The following is an 18,560-nucleotide window of genomic DNA, read 5'->3' as shown; positions in this document are numbered from 1 at the left end:
ACATCAGTCCGTGATAAGAAGTGCATCATAAATGAACACCCCATACTGCGCAATTTTTATACAGCTCTCAGGACTGATTAAATTTAAACAACGGTAACAGGTAGCGCTTTGCCTCTTCCGTGATAGCCTCAAAGTACTCTGGTTCGAGCGTGCGCCATAAGCGCTGATACCAGACATCTTCCCCCTCGCCGCGCACCATCATGTTCCCTTCATAGGCCTGCATAAATTTACTGCGCGCTTTCTGCAGAGAAGCCTCATCCGTTAACATCGCATCATTCTGTGCGTCGTAACAGGCTTTTATCCACGCACCACCACTTTCAGGCAATAACAGCAGGGGTTTGTTCATTCCCTGGAGATAGCCTTCAATGTACAAAGAGAGGTAGCGAAACGCCTGCTCTGCCTCCATTGGCGGAAAGCGCCACTCACCCTCTTTGCGCACGAAAATCCGGCTTTCGCCTTTATGGCCCAACGCACTGTAGACAAGATGTTCCAGCCAGAGTTGCAATCCCTGTGAAACGCTGAGCAGTGAAGGCCGCCAGCGCAGCAGCCCATCAGGCTGAACCTGAGTGAGCCAGCCGGTGAGCTGGATGCCATTGCAGTTGAGATCGATTTCGAGACTTTGTCCGGGCTGACGGTGCTCCCTTACGCGCTCCGCCAGAGCGTTCATCTCCTGGCATTGCGCCTCCCAGACGATCTCCCCAAACGCGCCATAAGGCAGTTGTCCTGCCGCACGATAGCGGCGATAAAGCTTGTCAGCATCTTCCTCGTCAACCAGTGCATTCAGCAGTTGCAGATTTAACTGATAGCGCTCCAGCCCTTCCAGCGTAAAAGGCTCTGCATCCGGAATTTCGCTCTCTTCAGAACGGAAGTTGACCTGCAATCGCTGCTGGAAGAAGGCGCGAACAGGATGCGCCCAAAAGCGTTGAAGCTGTTCAAAAGTCAGGGTGTTAATGGGCAGCGGGTCAAGTGTCTGAATGAAATCCGTATGTGCTCTCCCCTCCTTTTTCGCCGCCGGTAGCCACTCGCGGGCATAGCTCTGCTGTTCGCTAACAACGTAGTTCATCTGGTCAAACGGCATACGGCTGTGGACACAGGTGATATGCGCCTTGACCCGCTGTTCGCTTTCATCACAGTTAAGGGCTTCATCACCCGCCAGATAGTGGCTCTGGCCGATATAATCCACTAACTCCTGCACCAGAACGGAGGGGAAGCGCTCGCTGTTATCCTGAATGGAGCGGCCGATATAGCTGATATAGAGCTTACTCTGGGCAGAGATGAGCGCTTCGAGGAAAAGATAGCGGTCATCATCACGACGACTACGGTCACCCCGCTTTGGATTTGCGCTCATTAAATCGAACCCCAGCGGCGCCAGGGCGCGAGGATAAACGCCGTCATTCATGCCGAGCAAACAGACCACCTTAAAGGGGATTGAACGCATTGGCATCAGCGTGCAGATATTGATTGGGCCCGCCAGGAAACGCTGACTGATTCGCTCCTGGTCAAGACGCTGCGTCAATTCGTCCCTCAGCAGCGACAATGGAATCGCCTCGTGATAGTGGGAATTCACGCCCTCGTCGACGATAGCCTGCCACTGCGTTTCAATGAGCGCCATCGCCGCTTCGGTGTCACTGTCTGGCAGGAAGAAATCATTGAGCAACGCCCTGCAAACCGGAAGCCACTCTTCAAGCGGACGCGGCTGCATTAACTCACGACGCCAGCGGTTAAGCTGCATCAGCAGAGACGCTAAATGCCCCACCAGTTCAGCAATCAAACCGCTGGACTCATCGTATGGCAGCACCTCATTCCACTCGCCCTGGCTGCTTTCCATGGCGTAGCCCAGCAGCATACGCGTCAGGCCAAACCGCCAGGTATGTTGCCCGGTCGGAGGAAGCTCGAACTCCTGGACGTTGTCGTCATCAATCCCCCAGCGCACGCCAGATTCATTCACCCACTGGCGAAGGTAGCGCAGCCCTTCCTCATTGATGTTGAAGCGTGCGGCCAGCACGGGAACATCCAGTAACGCCAGGACATCTTCCGAGATGAAGCGGCTATCCGGCAGTGAAAGCAGGGTAACAAAGGCCTGCAAGGCGGGATGCGACTGACGAGCGCGACGGTCAGAGATAGCGTAAGGCAAGTATCGCTCCCCTGTCGCACTGCCGAAAACAGCCTGAATAAAGGGGCTGTAGCTATCGATGTCTGCCACCATCACCACGATGTCACGCGGCGTGAGTTCGGGATCGTCCTGCAGCATCGCCAGCAACTGGTCGTGAAGCACTTCGACCTCACGCTGCGGGCTATGGCACACATGGATCGTGATACTACGATCGTCAGCATCCAGATTCCGCTTGCTGTCGCTGCGTTCAAACTCTTTCGCCGTCACACCCATAACGGCACGGTTTTCCAGATCAAGAATATCGAGCTGAATGTTATGCAGCAGGTTATCCGGGGCGATCTCGACAAAAGCATCCACATCGCCTTCACCCGATGAAGTGATATCAGAGAGCATGTGAATGTAATCACGTCCCAGCTTCCCCCATGAGGCAAGCAGCGGATTGGGCAGGTTCTGAATACCGTCTTCATCGAAAAGCTGCGCGGCGGTGGAGCCGTCTTTAAACAAAGGGACGGATCGCTCTTCAAAAAGGCGCTTTCTTTGGCGGGTTACCAGTCGTGAAAGCCAGCGTTCATCGAGGATATCCCCCCAATAGTGCCGGCAGGGGTTGGTAAACAAAATATGAATATCAATATGTTTACCCAGCGCATTCAGCGCCTTCAGATAGACAGGGGGTAATGCGGATATCCCACAGATAAAGACGCGTGACGGCAGACGGGCCGGGCGCTCCGACGCATTTTCGAGTATCGAGATAAACCGATCGTACAAATTGGCACGGTGCCACTTAGGCTGGCCCAGTTTCTCCGTATGCTCAACCAGCGCTTTCCACAGCGGCGCCTGCCAGATTTGCGCCTCCGGTAGCCCTTCAACCCGCTCACCCGCTTCCCAGCGAATTAACCAGTCAGCACGGTAAACCAGATATTGGTCGTAGAGATCGGCGGTACGGGACGCCAGCTGGAACAGCTTGCGCTTATCGGTATCGTCATTGAGATAGTGGCGCAGCATGGCGAATTCATCGTGCTGCAGCATTTCCGGCAGCAGCGCCATCAGCTTCCAGCTCATGCTCTGCTTGTTGAAGGCGCTCTGCTCGGGAATGTCTGGCAATACGCGAACAAACATTTCCCAGATAAAGCTCGCCGGCAGCGGAAAATCAATGTTCGCGGCAATGCCAAATTTACGGGAAAGCGACATTTGCAGCCACTGCGCCATACCGGTGCTTTGCACCAGCACCATTTCAGGCTCAAAAGGGTCGTCCAGCCGCTCGCGCTCAACGATAAATTCCATCAGCGCTTCCAGCACATCCAGACGATTTGAGTGGTAGACCCTTAACATAGACGCTCCCGACTACTGGCTAACAGGGCAATGCAGACGCGTTATCTCACCGCGCCGCCCCAGAGGCGAAAAAAGTGTAACCGTGATGCTGACACATCCTGAGTACGTTGTCTGCACCCGACTCACCTGCCAGCCTGCGGGCAGCGCAGTCGTTGAGAGCTGAGCCTGGTTCCAGGCATAATGCCAGAGCTGGCGGTACTGGTTAAACAGGGTAAACCGCGCCGCCAGTGCCCTGTGATAACCGGCCAGTGCGGTTACGATCATCACCAGCAGCATCATCGCCAGCAGAACCTCAACCATGCTAAATCCATTCTCTTTGTTTACGGTAGCTGGCATAACGCGCGCTCCTTAAGGGGACAAAAATCACTCCAGCCGTGGGGTGAAAAGTGAATTTTACCGTCGATTATCTCTCCTGAGCGCCAGAGCAGCAGGTCATTGCCTCCGGCAATCAGCAGCACACGCGTCTCACTCAGCCGCCGTAAACACACTCGCCACGCTGATGCCTGTTTGCACTGCGCCAGAGGCTCCGATGACCAACGCTGAACGCGTCCCCACTCAAGCGCAGATTGCACCGCGGCCTGCTGCTGAAATGAACGGCTTTCTCCGCCAACGAGCGCACTAAACGTAGTGAGTTGCTGGTTGAGACCGGTGAGGATCAGGGTACCAAGCACCAGTAAAAGCAGAACCAGCGCCAGGGAAGACATACCACGTTGACGGTTCACAAGTTGTACCCCGTGACCGTATACACCGCCTGATAAGGCTTCCCCTGATCGCCCTTGCGGATAGCGGCCAGTTCGATAGTGAACTCAGGCGCAAACCTGGCGTGTTCAACTTTACTCACCATAAAGTGCGTGATCACCAGCCTGTCCGGATCCGTGAGCTTTTCCCATCCTTTGCCTTCACACGAGGTTGCACCACGCAGGGTTTCCAGTGCACCCGACTCCAGACGAAAACCGGTGCTGTCGTTTTCTGATGCACTGTTATCCCAGCTGCCGTTACTGTTGGCATCCCATCGCACAATGACACAGCTACCTTGCCTGCCCGTTAACAACCCTTGTCCCGGGCAGTTACCCGCACAGTAGCCTGCCCGCTGGAGCTGTTTGCCGAGGGAAAACAGTCTCTGCCAGACCTCCTCTTCCTGTTCTCGCTGGCCGGATTGCAGCAACACCGCTCGCTGCAAACCGGGTAAAAAGCGCGATGCGCCGATCAATAACAGGCTGCTGATGGCCGTAGCAATCAGAACTTCAGTAAGGGAAAATCCCTGCTGACGCTTCAACATTGTCCCCCCTGCGAGACCTGACACATCCTGATGCGCCCTCCATCTGAGACAATAATCAGCCACGATCCTGCACGGCTTTGCACTCTTATCCGACCTGCCCATGCCGTATCCCTCAATCCATAGAACCCGAGTGACGGCGTTACCTCGCTGACCGCGACTTCTGGCCAGAGTGGAATCAGTGCAAAGGGGCTGCCCTGCTCATAGCCTTTTACGGCAGAACTCACCAGGCATGCCCTTTCCCCCACCTGCTGCAAGGTAATGCGGTGCTCGCGGTTGTACCGGTTGGCATGGTTGCGCAGAAACACCAGGTAGTCGCGCACCTGGCTGGCGGTTTGCCACAGCCGCTGCTGCCCCAGCCAACTGCTCCAGCCGTACAGGCCTGAAGCACTGAGAATGACGACCAGCGACACAGCCACCAGCGTTTCGATAAGCGTAAAACCGTTCTCTTTTTTCATACGGGGAGTGTGGCGATGCGCCGATAAAGTGGCGAGCAGCGAATTAACGTTTTACGAGGCGTTATCCAGGGGATTAAGCGAGTTGCAGCGCGTTGCACGCTTTCTGGATAACGCCTCGGGAAACGGGATAAAGACGAAAAAAAACCGGCGCTAAATAGCACCGGTTGTGTCACGCTTTACCGCATCAGATAGCGACGGGCGCTTTGATGCCAGGGTGCGGGTCGTAGCCCTCAATCTCAAAATCATCGAAGCGGTAGTCAAAGATTGACGCCGGTTTGCGCTTGATGATGAGCTTCGGCAGTGCGCGCGGTTCGCGGGTCAGCTGGAGATGGGTCTGCTCCATATGGTTGCTGTAGAGATGGGTGTCCCCACCGGTCCAGACAAAATCCCCCACTTCCAGGTCACACTGCTGCGCCATCATATGGACTAACAGCGCATAGCTGGCAATGTTAAACGGCAGGCCGAGGAACACGTCACAGGAACGCTGGTAGAGCTGGCAGGAGAGCTTTCCGTCAGCGACGTAGAACTGGAAGAACGCGTGGCACGGAGCCAGCGCCATTTTGTCCAGCTCGCCCACGTTCCAGGCGGAAACAATGATTCGGCGCGAGTCCGGATCGTTTTTCAGCTGGTTCATCACGGTGGTGATCTGGTCAATATGGCGGCCATCAGGCGTTGGCCATGCGCGCCACTGCTTGCCGTAAACCGGGCCCAGGTTGCCGTTTTCATCTGCCCATTCGTCCCAGATGGAGACGTTGTTTTCGTGCAGATACGCAACGTTGGTATCGCCTTGCAGGAACCAGAGCAGTTCATGAATGATCGAGCGCAGATGGCAGCGCTTGGTCGTCACCAGAGGGAAGCCTTCCTGTAAATTGAAGCGCATCTGGTGGCCAAAAATGGAGAGCGTACCGGTGCCGGTACGGTCGTTTTTCGGCGTGCCCTCATCGAGCACTTTTTTCATCAATTCAAGATACTGTTTCATGGTTCCTCAGGAAAGTTGTTGCTGTGGACGACGACGATACGCCCAAATCATCATAATGGCACCCGCGACAATCATCGGAATGGAGAGGATCTGCCCCATGCTGATGTACTGTACCCATTCACCGGTGAACTGTGCATCCGGCTGGCGGAAGAATTCAACAATGATGCGGAACGCGCCGTAGCCAATCAGGAACAGGCCGGAGACAGACCCCATCGGGCGCGGTTTGCGAATAAACAGGTTCAGGATGATGAACAGCACGACGCCTTCCAGTGCCAGCTCATAAAGCTGGGACATATGACGCGGCAGCACGCCGTAGGTATCGAAAATGGATTGCCACTCTGGATGCGACGGCAGCAACGCCATGTCTTCTGCACGCGAGCCGGGGAACAGCATGGTGAAAGAGACGCTCGGGTCAACACGCCCCCACAGCTCACCGTTGATAAAGTTGCCCAGACGGCCAGCCCCCAGCCCAAATGGGATCAGTGGTGCGATAAAATCTGATACCTGGAAGAAGTTGCGTTTGGTGCGTTTGGCAAAAATCACCATCACCAGGATCACCCCAATCAGGCCGCCGTGGAAGGACATGCCGCCGTCCCAGACGCGGAACAGGTAGAGGGGATCGTTCAGGAATACCGGGAGGTTATAGAACAGCACATACCCAATACGGCCACCGAGGAACACGCCGAGGAAGCCCGCGTACAGCAGGTTTTCCACTTCGTTTTTGGTCCAGCCGCTGCCAGGACGGCTGGCGCGACGACCAGCAAGCCACATGGCAAAAATGAAGCCCACCAGGTACATCAAACCGTACCAGTGAAGCGAAACAGGTCCTACTGAGAAAATGACCGGATCAAATTCCGGAAAATGCAGATAACCACTGTTCATCTGTCACCACAAGATGTTGTTATTCCGCTGAAAGTGGACAGCGGTAGAAATGCGATTCTGCCTTAAGCAGAGGCTCCAAAGTTGCGAATCATAGCATAAGGCGGGCGTGGAGGATGCGCCAGAGATGTAAAAGATGTGTATAGGGTTTTATCCGCACTGGTGCCCTCTCACCACAGGGAGAGGGAGTAAGAGGATTAGCGGCCGCCGCGAATCAGGCCACCCATACCGCGTCGTTCCATAAACGCCGCCACCTGGTGCCGTACCTCCGCGGACAGCTGCGCTTCAAGACTGCGCTCAGCCAGCTCGCGAGCATCACTGATGTCGATATGTCGCAACAAATACTTCACGCGTGCGACGGCACGGCCGTTCATCGACAGGTGGCGATAGCCCAGACCAATCAGGATCGCGACGCACATTGAATCCCCGGCCATTTCGCCGCACAGGCGTAAATCAATGCCGTACTGCTCCGCCTCACGGGCAATCATCGCTAACGCGCGAATGATCGCCGGATGCAGACTGTCGTAGATACTGGCGACGCGGGTGTTGTTACGATCGACGGCCAGAATATATTGCGTCAGGTCGTTCGTACCGACAGAGATAAAATCAACGCGGTTAGCCAGCTGCGGCAACATAAAGACCATCGACGGCACTTCGAGCATGACACCGATCCGTGGTTTAGGGATCGCATAGCCAATCATCTCTTCCACTTCCCGGCCAGCACGTTCAATCAGGCGCCGCGCTTCGTCGATCTCATCAATACTGGTCACCATCGGCAGTAAGATGCTGAGATTCCCCGTCGCCGCGTTGGCGCGCAGCATGGCGCGCACCTGAATCAGAAAGATCTCCGGCTGATCGAGCGTAATACGGATCCCGCGCCAGCCCAGGCATGGGTTCTCTTCGCTGATCGGCATATACGGCAGCTGTTTATCCGCCCCGACGTCCAGGGTACGCAGGGTGACGGGCTTATCGTTAAACATCTGCAACATGCCCTGATACTGCGCCACCTGCTCCTCTTCGGAGGGGAAACCACTTTGCAACATGAACGGGATTTCAGTGCGGTATAAACCGATGCCGTCGATGCGGCTGCCAAGCTTCTCCTCGTGCTCCGGGCTTAAGCCCGCGTTGAGCATGACTTTGATCCGCTCGCCGCTTTTGAGTTGCGCAGGCAGGTTAACGTCATCTTCCGCCAGCTTGCTTAATTCATTCTCTTCGCTGATGAGACGCTGATATTCCTGAAGCAGAACCGGCTCAGGATCGACCAGCAGTTCACCGCGGTAACCATCAACCACCAGCGTGCGTCGGTGCAGTACCGACGGCTGGATATCCGCCCCCATAACGGTAGGAATACCCAGCGCACGTACCATAATGGCGGCATGTGAGTTGGCGGCACCATCGCGCACCACGACGCCGGCCAGCCGGTCCTGAGGCAGTTCAGCCAGCGTGGTTGCCGAGAGTTCATCGGCAACCAGGACAAACCGTTTTGGCCAGGCATTTGGCCCTTGAATGGTGTCATCCAGATGGAACAGCAGACGTTGGCCCAGCGCGCGTAAATCTCCGGCGCGCTCCTTCAGATAACCGTCAGTTAATACTGCAAACTGTTCAGCAAACTTTTCGATAACCTTTTTAACGGCCCATTCTGCTACCGAACCTTTATCCACCTCGGCAAAAAGCTCACGACGCAAACGCGCGTCTGAGAGCAGGTGCGAATAGAGGTCAAAGATAGCCGCCGTCTCTTTTTGCGCACCCGCCGCAAAGCGTTTGCTGTAGCGACGAAATTCATTCGCCGCCTCTTCCAGGGCGGCGGTAAGACGCTCGCGCTCCAGCGCTTCATCAAGCGTGGAGGCTTCGTACACCTGCTCCATTAACGGCAGCGTGGCGTCCATCCAGCCTTCAGCAATCGCCACGCCTGGCGAGGCCGGAAGAGCACGGATACGCGTATGACGATACTGACCAAAAAGCGCAGCAAGCTGAGACTGTGAGAGGATCGCCGCCATCTGTGTGGCAAGCGTAACGAGGAATGACTCTTCGCTTTCATCGTACTGACGCAGCTCACGCTGCTGGACGACCAGAACGCCGAGCAGCTGACGACGCTGGATAATTGGCACACCAAGGAAAGCGCGGAAGCGCTCTTCTTTTACGGAAGGAATGTATTTAAAACTGGGGTGTTTTTGCGCATCGGCAAGGTTGATGGGTTCCGCCAGCCGTCCAACCAGACCGACAATCCCTTCATCGAATGCGAGCGTTACGGTTCGTCCCCGTGGTTTTTTCAAACCACGGGTCGCCATCAGGTAATAGCAGCGCCGATCGTGGTCGGCCAGATACACCGAACAGACCTCGGTCTCCATCGCAAGACAGATGTCAGTAACCAGAATATTCAACGCCTCGTTCAGACGCGGAGCACTGGCCACCTTCTCGACTATTTCTCGCAAGCGGGTGAGCATGATTTGCGTAGCTTAACCTCTTTTACGTCGCCAGGCAGGTGCGCTTTGCGGCTTAGGCGGGATCTCCTGAAGCTGCATAACCACACTTGCAAACTCTTTCATCACCCTACGGTAAACATCGCGTTTAAATGACACGACCTGACGAACAGGATACCAATAGCTTACCCAGCGCCAGCCATCGAACTCCGGCGTACTGCTGGTTTGCATATTGATGTCCGAATCGTTGCCCACCAACTGCAGAAGAAACCACTTCTGTTTCTGGCCGATACAAACCGGCTTTGTGTCCCAACGCACCAAACGTTTCGGTAACTTGTAACGCAACCAGTTGCGGGTCGAGGCCAGGATGCGAACATCTTTACGGCTTAAACCGACCTCTTCAAAAAGCTCCCGGTACATCGCTTGTTCTGGGGACTCTCCCGGATTAATCCCACCTTGCGGGAACTGCCAGGAGTGCTGACCATATCGCCTTGCCCACATGACCTGGCCCTGACGATTACAAATTACTATTCCTACGTTCGGGCGGTAGCCATCGTCATCAATCACCGGACTACCCCAATCTAAACCTTATATATGAATGATTGTTTCACACTACAGGGAGGCGGTAAACCACTCTCTTACAGGCCTGCAACCTAATAACATTTGAATAACTCACAAATAAGGGCAGAGTTATAAACAGAAGTGCAGCTGCGAAGGGAATTTTATTCACCTTTTCTGTGGATATAGTTGTGAAGAAGTGTCTGATTACCCATGAACAACCTGAATCACCGTCAGGCTCCCTTTTTTAATGAAATTATATAAGATTATTATTTTCATATAGTTAAGCATGAAACCATCAACAAAAAAGAGAATAGCGTGACGATCATCACATCAGGGATCATCGTGCTGATGAAAGATCGAACAGCGTCGGTTTTATCCACAGATTGTGCCAATAAGTTAAACACAATTTGTCTGAAATTTGGATTTTCGTCGCACGTCAAGGCTGTAAATTGAAACAGTAGTCAGGGTTATGCCCAGTTATCCCACTTTTCTGTGGATAACATGGTGTAAGATCCTGTTTATTGTCAGTGACCAGATTTGAACAACCCATTTTACGTTTCAGATCTGGTGCTAAATTTTCGATAAAAAAACCTATAAATCATAGACATGGAATATTGGTACAGAAAAAGTTAAACTCTATCCACAAGGGACAATTTCTTCGTTTGTTTTTTAATCAAAAGGTTACCTTCATGCATCCGCTTACCCCCTTGCTCACACCGCCGTCAAGCGAGCGTCAGTTGCTGCAGCAGGCTCAGCGTCTGGCGGGTTTCTCGCTGGGCGAACTGGCGGCGATGGCAGGGCTTCCGATCCCGAAGGATCTGAAACGAGATAAAGGCTGGATCGGCATGCTGCTGGAACTGTGGCTGGGTGCCAGCGCCGGGAGCAAACCAGAGCAAGATTTTGCCGCCCTTGGCGTAGAGTTAAAAACCATTCCCATCGACAGCCAGGGCAAGCCTCTGGAGACCACGTTTGTCTGCGTTGCGCCTTTGACCGGTAATACCGGCGTGACGTGGGAGACCAGCCACGTGCGCCATAAGCTGAAGCGCGTGCTGTGGGTTCCGGTTGAAGGTGAACGTCAGATCCCACTGGCTGAGCGTCGCGTTGGCGCGCCGCTGCTCTGGAGCCCGGATGAAGAGGAAGAGCATCAGCTGCGTCTGGACTGGGAAGAGCTGATGGACATGATCGTGCTCGGGCAGGTGGAGCGCATCACCGCCCGACACGGAGAAGTGTTACAGCTGCGCCCAAAGGCGGCTAACAGCAAAGCGCTGACCGAGGCGATCGGCGCAATGGGCGAGCCGATACTGACGTTGCCGCGCGGTTTTTATCTCAAAAAGAATTTCACCGGCGCACTGCTTGCTCGTCATTTCTTACTAAAAACATAGTTTTTTACTTATTTTGCGAGCTAACAAACATAATCGCCTGGTTTTTAAGATTTTACTGCTTCTCCCTGTTTTCATAACGGGTTAATACTACACTATGATTTGATACGAGCCAGATGAGGACGATAACGATGAAAAAATGGGCGGTGTTAATTTCAGCAGTCGGGTTGGCGTTTGCTGTATCGGGCTGTAGCAGCGATTACGTTATGGCGACAAAAGATGGCCGGATGATCCTGACCGACGGCAAACCCGAAGTCGACGACGATACCGGTCTGGTCAGCTACCACGACCAGGCAGGCAATAAAATGCAGATCAATCGCGACGAAGTTTCGCAAATTATTGAGCGATAACAGTCAGAGGTCAGTAGCGTACTGGCCTTTTTGATTTTTTTCTTCCCCTTTTGCTTCCCCTCTGCCATGTTTATCTTCCTTTGTCGGGAGGTTCCTGACGCGGTCTACATGTCTATTGAAGGAAGCCGGCTATGCATTATCACCGTATCCCCCACAGCGCTCTGGAGATAAGTCAACTGGGGTTGGGCACGATGACATTTGGTGAACAAAACAGCGAAGCCGATGCCCATGCACAACTCGATTATGCCGTCAGCCAGGGCATTAACCTGATTGATGTCGCAGAGATGTACCCTGTGCCGCCACGCCCTGAAACCCAGGGACTTACCGAAACCTACGTCGGTAACTGGCTGGCAAAACGCGGCAACCGTGAAAAGCTGGTTATCGCCTCGAAAGTCAGCGGCCCCTCGCGCAATAACGATGCCGGGATCCGCCCAAACCAAATCCTCGATCGCAAAAATATCCGCGCCGCGCTGGATGCCAGCCTGAAGCGCCTGCAAACCGACTATCTTGATCTGTACCAGGTCCACTGGCCACAGCGTCCAACCAACTGTTTCGGTAAGCTTGGCTACAGCTGGAATGAGAGCGCTCCCGCCGTTACGCTGCTGGAAACGCTGGAAGCGCTGACCGAATGCCAGCGCGCGGGGAAAATCCGCTACATTGGCGTGTCTAACGAAACGGCCTTTGGCGTGATGCGCTATCTGCACCTGGCGGATAAACACGATCTGCCGCGCATCGTCACCATTCAAAACCCCTACAGCCTGCTTAACCGCAGCTACGAAGTTGGCCTGGCGGAAGTGACACAATATGAAGAGGTGGAACTGCTCGCCTATTCCTGCCTCGGTTTTGGCACGCTGACGGGGAAATACCTGAACGGCGCAAAACCGGCTGGGGCGCGTAATACCCTCTTTAGCCGCTTTACCCGCTACAGCGGCGAGCAGACACAGAAAGCCGTTGCGGCCTATGTGGATATCGCAAAGCGTCACGGTCTTGACCCCGCACAGATGGCGCTGGCCTTCGTGCGCCGTCAGCCGTTTGTGGCCAGTACTCTGCTGGGGGCTACCACTCTGGAACAGCTGAAAACCAATATTGAGAGTTTCCATCTGGACCTGAGTGAAGAGGTATTAGCGGAGATTGAAGCGGTGCATCAGGTTTATACGTATCCTGCACCGTAATAAATGCAAAACGGCAACGCACGTTGCCGTTTTTAGTGTTCGCACCCTCTCCCGTGGGAGAGGGCCGGGGTGAGGGCATCAGACCGCATAAATCAACGGCGACGCTGCCAAAGCCATAATGCGGCAATCGCCAGCGCAAACAGCGCACCAAACCCGACGCCAATTCCCACCACTGGCACACCGACTTTCACCGCCAGCGAGTAGAGCCCCAGCATTAACAGCATCGCCAGGTTTTCACCCAGATTTTGCACCGCAATGGCATTTCCCGCCCCAACAGTCTGCTTGCCGCGCTCCTGCAGTAACGCGTTGAGCGGTACCACGAAGAAACCACCCAGAATACCAATCAGGATCAGTAGAGCATAAGCAGGCAATAACGCATGCTGTAGCGAGAAAAGGAGCACCGCGACGCCAATGAGGATCCCCGCAGGCATGCAGCGTGCCACCGTTTCGAGCGTCACCAGCTTCGCCGCCGCGCCCGCGCCAACAACAATGCCGATCGCCACCATCGCGTTAAGATAGGTCGGCGTCGCATTGTCGGTAATGCCCAGCGCCACCGGCACCCACAGCACCAGCAGGAAGCGCAGCGTGACGCCTGCGCCCCAGAACATACTAGTGCCCATCAGAGAGAAACGTGTTTCACCGTTACGCCAGAGCACGCGGCAGGCATTAAAGAAACTGCCGGTCATCGGTTTGAAGCGCCAGGATTGTCCCGGACGGGCTACCGGCAGCTTTGGAATGAACAGGTTAGCCACGACCGCACCGCCATACACCACCGCACAAACGCCCAGCGCCGCCAGGACATGCCAGTCGGCCAGTACACCGCCCGCGACGGAGCCGAGCAGGATAGCGGCGATAGTAGACGACTCCATCAGGCCGTTGGCTTTCACCAGCTTATCACCCGTGGTCAGCTCTCCGAGGATGCCATATTTCGCCGGTGAGTAGGCGGCAGCACCAATGCCCACCAGCGTGTAGCCAATAAACGGATTGAAACCAAAGCAAATGCTGGCGGCCCCCAGCAGCTTCAGACCGTTAGCAAACATCATCACCCGGCCTTTCGGGAAACTGTCCGCCACCTGCCCCACAAACGGCGCGAAGATAATGTAAGCGCCCACAAACACCATCTGCAGGATCGGCTGGCTCCAGTCAGGGTAAAACTCGGCCTTCAGCAGCGCCAGGGTGGCAAACAACAGCGCGTTATCGCCGAACGCAGAGAGAAACTGCGCAGCAATCACTGCCATCATGCCTTTTGACCTAAGCGATGTGTTAGTGTGCACTGACTCACGCATTTTGCTGTTCCGCCTCTTCAACCATGCCTTTCAGGGTCACAAAGTCAGGCTTACCGCTACCCAATACCGGAAGGTGTTTCAGGTAACGAATATCGCGCGGTACCGCCAGCTCGGGAATGCCATGCTCACGCGCATGGCTAAGTAACCTGTCGCGCTTCAGCTCACTGTCGGTGGTAAACAGGACCAGCGCCTCGCCTTTGCTGGCATCACTCTTCACCACCGTCGCGTGCATCTTATCCGCGGACACCGCCGTCGCCAGCTGTTCAACCATCTCCAGAGAGACCATTTCACCGGCGATTTTGGCGAAGCGTTTTGCACGCCCCTGAATCTGCACAAAGCCCTGCTCGTCGAAGCGAACGATATCACCGGTGTCGTACCAGCCGGTTTCAACCTCACCGTTCACGTTTTCCGCCGTTGGCGCTTCCAGCACGCCCGGGTTTTCCACGCGCAGGTAACCATTCATCACGTTTGGTCCTTTCAGCTGCAGGCGGCCACCGTCCTCAATGCCCGGTACCGCCAGCAGACGCGCATCCATTCCCGGCAGAATTCGGCCAACCGTACCCGGCTTCGCCGCCATCGGCACGTTGATGGAGACGACGGGTGCGCACTCCGTAACGCCATAGCCTTCAAGAATGCGCAGGCCAAACTTGTCCTGCCAGATCTGACGCGTGCTCTCCTGCAGTTTTTCCGCCCCCGCCACCACATAACGCACACGATAGAAATCATATGGATTAGCGAAACGCGCATAGTTACCCAGGAAGGTTGAGGTCCCAAACAGGACGGTGCAGTTACGGTCATACACCAGCTCCGGCACAATGCGGTAATGCAGCGGGCTGGGATAGAGGAACACTTCTGCGCCGGTCAGCAGCGGCGTAAACAGCCCCACCGTCAGACCAAAGGAGTGGAACAGCGGCAGCGCAGACATAAAACGGTCACTGGCGGTAAAGTCAGCAATGCTTTTGATCTGTTCAACGTTCGCGAGAATACTCTTGTGGCTGTGGACGACGCCTTTCGGGTTGCCTTCCGAACCGGAGGTAAAGAGGATAATCGCGTCATCTTCCGGCTGCTGTTTAACCTGTGCCAGATGGGGCATCAGCAGGTGAGCGAAAATCCACAGCTTGTCGCCCGTCGTCACGTCCGCCTTCAGATCTTCCAGGAAGACCCAGCGAACCTGAGTCAGCTGCTCCGGCAGATGCCACAGCTTGCCTTTATCCAGGAACTGGCGAGAGGTAAAAACGGTGTTGATTTGGGCCGCAGTGATGGCACTGGTCAGCCCTTTTACACCCGCCGTGTAGTTCATCATTGCCGGAATACGGCCGCGGGACACCGCACCAAAAATCACCGCTGCGCTGATGCCCGCGTTAGGCAGCATCAGGCCAATCTTTTCACCCTTCTTACTGTATTTTTCAAGAATGCGGCCCACAAACAGGGTCTTGGTCAGCAGTTTGCGATATGTGTCAGGCGTGAAATTGATGTCTTCAATACAGTTTTTCCTGGCACCATAGCGATACTGTGCCGAAAGCAGAGATTCATACAGCGTTTCGCGCGGACGAACGGCCATTCGCGCTTCCATCATAATCTGGTGCAGCATTTCTCCGGCAATTTTACGGCGATCGCGGGCACGCGGTGCATCGGGCATCGGTAACGACGTTGGCGGCAGAATATGCAGGGTAATTTTTGGGAACAGACGCTGCTTCACCAGCCCTTTCAGGCGGCTGAAGTGGCTCAGCTCTGCGCCTTCGATACGCAGTGGCACCACGGTCGCTTTTGACTTCGCCGCGACAAATCCCGCGCCGTCATAGATTTTCATTAGCGAGCCGGTCACTGAAATGCGCCCTTCCGGGAAAATGACCACCGGACGCCCCTGCTCAACCAGACGTACCAGATGTTTAATCATCATCGGTTTGGTGGGGTCGAGCGGCACGAAGTCAATCAGCGGCGTGAGCCAGCGCATATACCACTGCTGGCTGATGGAGGTATACACCGCAAACACCGGACGCACGGGCAAAAACAGCGCCAGCAGGATGCCATCGATAAAGGAAACATGATTTGGTGTGATGAGAACGCGTTCGCCGCGAAGCGCCTGGGCATCGCCAGTGACGCGGATGCGAAAAAGAATACGGAAAAGTGTACGGAAGAACCCAAATAGCATCTCAACTCCCTTTGCCAGACAGTGTGGAGGGTTGACAGTAAATGGTGGCAGATTACACGAGAAGTGGTATGGGAGCGACAGCAAAAGTGGGGGCAAAAAAAAACCTGCGCATCCGCGCAGGTTGGTGCAAGAGATGAGTACGAAAACGTACTAAGAATTCTCACCAATCAATACCTCTGGGATCTTGATTGTGGCCGTTGCCCCTGCGCTTCGCCAGCAGGAAAACGCAAGGGAATGAGCCGAAGTGCAACCAGGTGTGAATATTCTCTTTTGCTGTTACAGGTTGAACTATCAGGCAAAAAAAAACCTGCGTAAAAACGCAGGCTGGTGTAAGTCGTGTTAATCAACCGGAGTTGATTCCACCTATCAATACCTCTGGGATCTCGACTCTATCAACCTCTTTAACGTCATCGCCACCGGACAATCGCAACAGCCTGAGGCAAAGTGTAACCAAAGGTTCAGATTCACCGTCTTCAGACATGACTGCGCGTGTAACGATTACACGATCAGGGGTGTTCTGCGTCACGTTTGTAGTGAGGGGAAATCGGTGCCCCTTGAATGCACGCCACTTTTCCGCAACACTATTTGGTGTGTAAACGCTTACCCCTAATAAGAAGGTTATAAATGGCGACAATAAAGGATGTGGCTCGTCTGGCCGGTGTTTCGGTTGCCACCGTCTCCCGCGTGATTAATGATTCCCCCAAAGCCAGCGACGCATCACGCCAGGCGGTACAAAGCGCCATGGAAACCCTGAACTACCACCCCAACGCCAATGCTCGCGCGCTCGCCCAGCAGTCCACTGAAACCATTGGTCTGGTGGTGGGTGATGTATCCGACCCCTTTTTCGGCGCCATGGTGAAGGCGGTTGAACAGGTCTCTTATCAGACGGGTAACTTTTTACTGATCGGCAATGGCTATCATAATGAGCAAAAAGAGCGCCAGGCGATCGAACAGTTGATCCGCCACCGCTGCGCAGCTCTGGTGGTTCACGCCAAAATGATCCCGGATGCCGAACTGATTCACCTGATGAAGCAGATGCCCGGCATGGTCATCATCAACCGCATTATTCCTGGATTTGAAAAACGCTGCGTGGCTCTCGACGACCGCTACGGCGCCTGGCTTGCGACCCGTCATCTGATTCAACAGGGACATACGCGGATTGGCTATCTCTGTTCCAACCACCCTATTTCTGACGCAGAAGATCGTCTTCAGGGCTACTACGATGCCCTGCGCGAAAACGGTCTACCCTGTAATGACCGTCTGGTGGCCTATGGTGAACCGGATGAGAGCGGTGGCGAACAGGCTATGACGGAACTGCTGGGCCGCGGACGGAACTTCACGGCAGTGGCAAGCTATAACGACTCGATGGCCGCTGGCGCAATGGGGGTATTGAATGATAACGGAATTGAGGTCCCGGCAGAAATCTCGCTGATTGGCTTTGATGATGTGCTGGTCTCTCGCTATGTGCGCCCGCGCCTGACCACCGTGCGTTACCCTATCATCACGATGGCCACACAGGCTGCCGAGCTGGCGTTAGCGCTGGCCGAGCAACGCCAGCCACCGGAAATTACCCATCTCTTCAGCCCAACCTTAGTGCGCCGTCACTCCGTTGCGTCGCCTGCTGAAGCGCAAAGCGAATAACGGTACAGATGTACCGTTTTATCGGGATACTCCAGCCCATCGCCAATGTACTGCCAGCCGTAACGTTCATAGAAGTCACGGCAGGCAGACCAGAGATGGAGTTCGTCGTATCCGGCCTGTGCGGCAAAGGCGATAACGTGTTGCTGTAACTTACCTGCCAGTCCCTTACCGCGCGCCGCCTCATCAACGTAGAGCGCCGCCAGCCACGGACAGAGATCCTGTCGGGTAATCAAATCGCAGCGCCAGAGGCCCACCGTGCCGAGAAGCTGTTGGTCTTCTAAAGCGATAAACGTCAACGGCAGTGCCCCCGGCGCCTGGCTGTGCTCAACGATGCTGTGGAAAAATGCCCGTGGGAGCCCCTCGCCAAACGCCTGCCATATCCAGTCGGTAACCTGCTCCGCATACTGCGGGGCTTCATAAAGCGGGAGGATGACACTCTTTTTCACGTTTCACCTGGGTGTTCTTATTAATGGGCTAGCCTGACGCCTCCAGCCCGGTTTGTCGATTATTTTACCAGAGTCAGACTATTACGTTTTACTTCTGAGGGGCCAGGCGAATCGTTACC

The 18,560-nt window shown here is 54.8% G+C and carries 16 protein-coding genes and 1 pseudogene; 5 read left to right on the top strand and 12 right to left on the bottom strand.

The features are described from left to right. Positions 1 to 67: 67 nt before the first annotated feature. The 9 genes from recC to rppH all read right to left on the bottom strand — a co-directional run bounded on the left by recC (position 68) and on the right by rppH (position 10,021). The gene (recC, locus tag O1723_RS04390; RefSeq protein WP_014885076.1) at positions 68 to 3,442 is read right to left on the bottom strand and encodes an exodeoxyribonuclease V subunit gamma; all 3,375 of its coding nucleotides are present in this window, start codon (positions 3,440 to 3,442) and stop codon (positions 68 to 70) included. A gap of 12 nt (positions 3,443 to 3,454) precedes the next feature. Continuing rightward, positions 3,455 to 3,778 carry a prepilin-type N-terminal cleavage/methylation domain-containing protein gene (locus O1723_RS04385; RefSeq protein ID WP_014885077.1) on the bottom strand — a complete coding sequence of 108 codons (324 nt, stop codon included), beginning with the start codon at positions 3,776 to 3,778 and terminating at the stop codon, positions 3,455 to 3,457. Beyond that, a complete protein-coding gene (locus O1723_RS04380; protein WP_014885078.1) occupies positions 3,763 to 4,164 on the bottom strand; it encodes a DUF2509 family protein in 402 nt (133 codons plus the stop codon). Before O1723_RS04380 ends, O1723_RS04385 begins: the two co-directional genes overlap by 16 nt. Continuing rightward, positions 4,161 to 4,721, bottom strand: a complete 561-nt coding sequence (locus tag O1723_RS04375; RefSeq protein WP_014885079.1) for a prepilin peptidase-dependent protein — start codon at positions 4,719 to 4,721, stop codon at positions 4,161 to 4,163. Before O1723_RS04375 ends, O1723_RS04380 begins: the two co-directional genes overlap by 4 nt. Next, entirely contained in the window at positions 4,715 to 5,176 is a 462-nt protein-coding gene (locus O1723_RS04370; protein ID WP_248190689.1) for a prepilin peptidase-dependent protein, read from the bottom strand. The genes O1723_RS04375 and O1723_RS04370 overlap by 7 nt, the downstream gene beginning before the upstream one ends. A gap of 184 nt (positions 5,177 to 5,360) precedes the next feature. Further along, positions 5,361 to 6,155, bottom strand: coding sequence for a thymidylate synthase (thyA, locus tag O1723_RS04365; RefSeq protein ID WP_014885081.1), 795 nt, complete (start codon positions 6,153 to 6,155; stop codon positions 5,361 to 5,363). Between the two features lie 6 nt (positions 6,156 to 6,161). Beyond that, entirely contained in the window at positions 6,162 to 7,037 is an 876-nt protein-coding gene (gene lgt, locus O1723_RS04360; RefSeq protein ID WP_014885082.1) for a prolipoprotein diacylglyceryl transferase, read from the bottom strand. Positions 7,038 to 7,231: 194 nt separating this feature from the next. Then, on the bottom strand, positions 7,232 to 9,478 hold the full coding sequence (gene ptsP / locus O1723_RS04355) for a phosphoenolpyruvate--protein phosphotransferase (protein WP_023337714.1): 2,247 nt from the start codon (positions 9,476 to 9,478) through the stop codon (positions 7,232 to 7,234). A 12-nt stretch (positions 9,479 to 9,490) separates the two neighbouring features. Continuing rightward, positions 9,491 to 10,021, bottom strand: a complete 531-nt coding sequence (gene rppH / locus O1723_RS04350) for an RNA pyrophosphohydrolase (RefSeq protein ID WP_013098553.1) — start codon at positions 10,019 to 10,021, stop codon at positions 9,491 to 9,493. A 463-nt stretch (positions 10,022 to 10,484) separates the two neighbouring features. Between rppH and O1723_RS04345 the strand changes: the two are divergent. The 4 genes and pseudogenes from O1723_RS04345 to O1723_RS04330 all read left to right on the top strand — a co-directional run. Next, positions 10,485 to 10,550: pseudogene (locus O1723_RS04345) on the top strand (hypothetical protein); the annotation flags it as partial. Between the two features lie 154 nt (positions 10,551 to 10,704). Continuing rightward, complete coding sequence (mutH, locus tag O1723_RS04340) at positions 10,705 to 11,397, top strand: DNA mismatch repair endonuclease MutH (protein ID WP_014885084.1); 693 nt, start codon at positions 10,705 to 10,707, stop codon at positions 11,395 to 11,397. 128 nt (positions 11,398 to 11,525) lie between these two features. Beyond that, positions 11,526 to 11,744 carry a YgdI/YgdR family lipoprotein gene (locus O1723_RS04335; protein ID WP_014885085.1) on the top strand — a complete coding sequence of 73 codons (219 nt, stop codon included), beginning with the start codon at positions 11,526 to 11,528 and terminating at the stop codon, positions 11,742 to 11,744. Positions 11,745 to 11,875: 131 nt separating this feature from the next. After that, positions 11,876 to 12,916 carry an NADP(H)-dependent aldo-keto reductase gene (locus O1723_RS04330; RefSeq protein WP_014885086.1) on the top strand — a complete coding sequence of 347 codons (1,041 nt, stop codon included), beginning with the start codon at positions 11,876 to 11,878 and terminating at the stop codon, positions 12,914 to 12,916. 92 nt (positions 12,917 to 13,008) lie between these two features. Here the strand turns inward: O1723_RS04330 and lplT are convergent, their stop codons facing one another. Further along, positions 13,009 to 14,202 (bottom strand): lysophospholipid transporter LplT, encoded by a 1,194-nt coding sequence (lplT, locus tag O1723_RS04325; RefSeq protein WP_023331222.1) that lies wholly within the window; start codon positions 14,200 to 14,202, stop codon positions 13,009 to 13,011. Further along, positions 14,195 to 16,354 (bottom strand): bifunctional acyl-ACP--phospholipid O-acyltransferase/long-chain-fatty-acid--ACP ligase, encoded by a 2,160-nt coding sequence (gene aas, locus O1723_RS04320; protein WP_023331223.1) that lies wholly within the window; start codon positions 16,352 to 16,354, stop codon positions 14,195 to 14,197. The genes lplT and aas overlap by 8 nt, the downstream gene beginning before the upstream one ends. Before the next feature lie 624 nt (positions 16,355 to 16,978). Here aas and galR point away from each other — a divergent pair. Next, positions 16,979 to 17,995 carry an HTH-type transcriptional regulator GalR gene (gene galR, locus O1723_RS04315; protein WP_014885089.1) on the top strand — a complete coding sequence of 339 codons (1,017 nt, stop codon included), beginning with the start codon at positions 16,979 to 16,981 and terminating at the stop codon, positions 17,993 to 17,995. On the opposite strand, the gene O1723_RS04310 is transcribed toward galR, so the two are convergent. Continuing rightward, positions 17,956 to 18,441 carry a GNAT family N-acetyltransferase gene (locus O1723_RS04310; RefSeq protein WP_014885090.1) on the bottom strand — a complete coding sequence of 162 codons (486 nt, stop codon included), beginning with the start codon at positions 18,439 to 18,441 and terminating at the stop codon, positions 17,956 to 17,958. The genes galR and O1723_RS04310 overlap by 40 nt on opposite strands. Positions 18,442 to 18,560: the final 119 nt, after the last annotated feature.

The sequence above is a fragment of the Enterobacter cloacae complex sp. HYC080_NIDB genome (assembly GCF_056673325.1).
The sequence above is the reverse complement of the archived record's forward strand: the minus strand, read 5'-3'. Positions and strand labels throughout refer to the sequence as shown.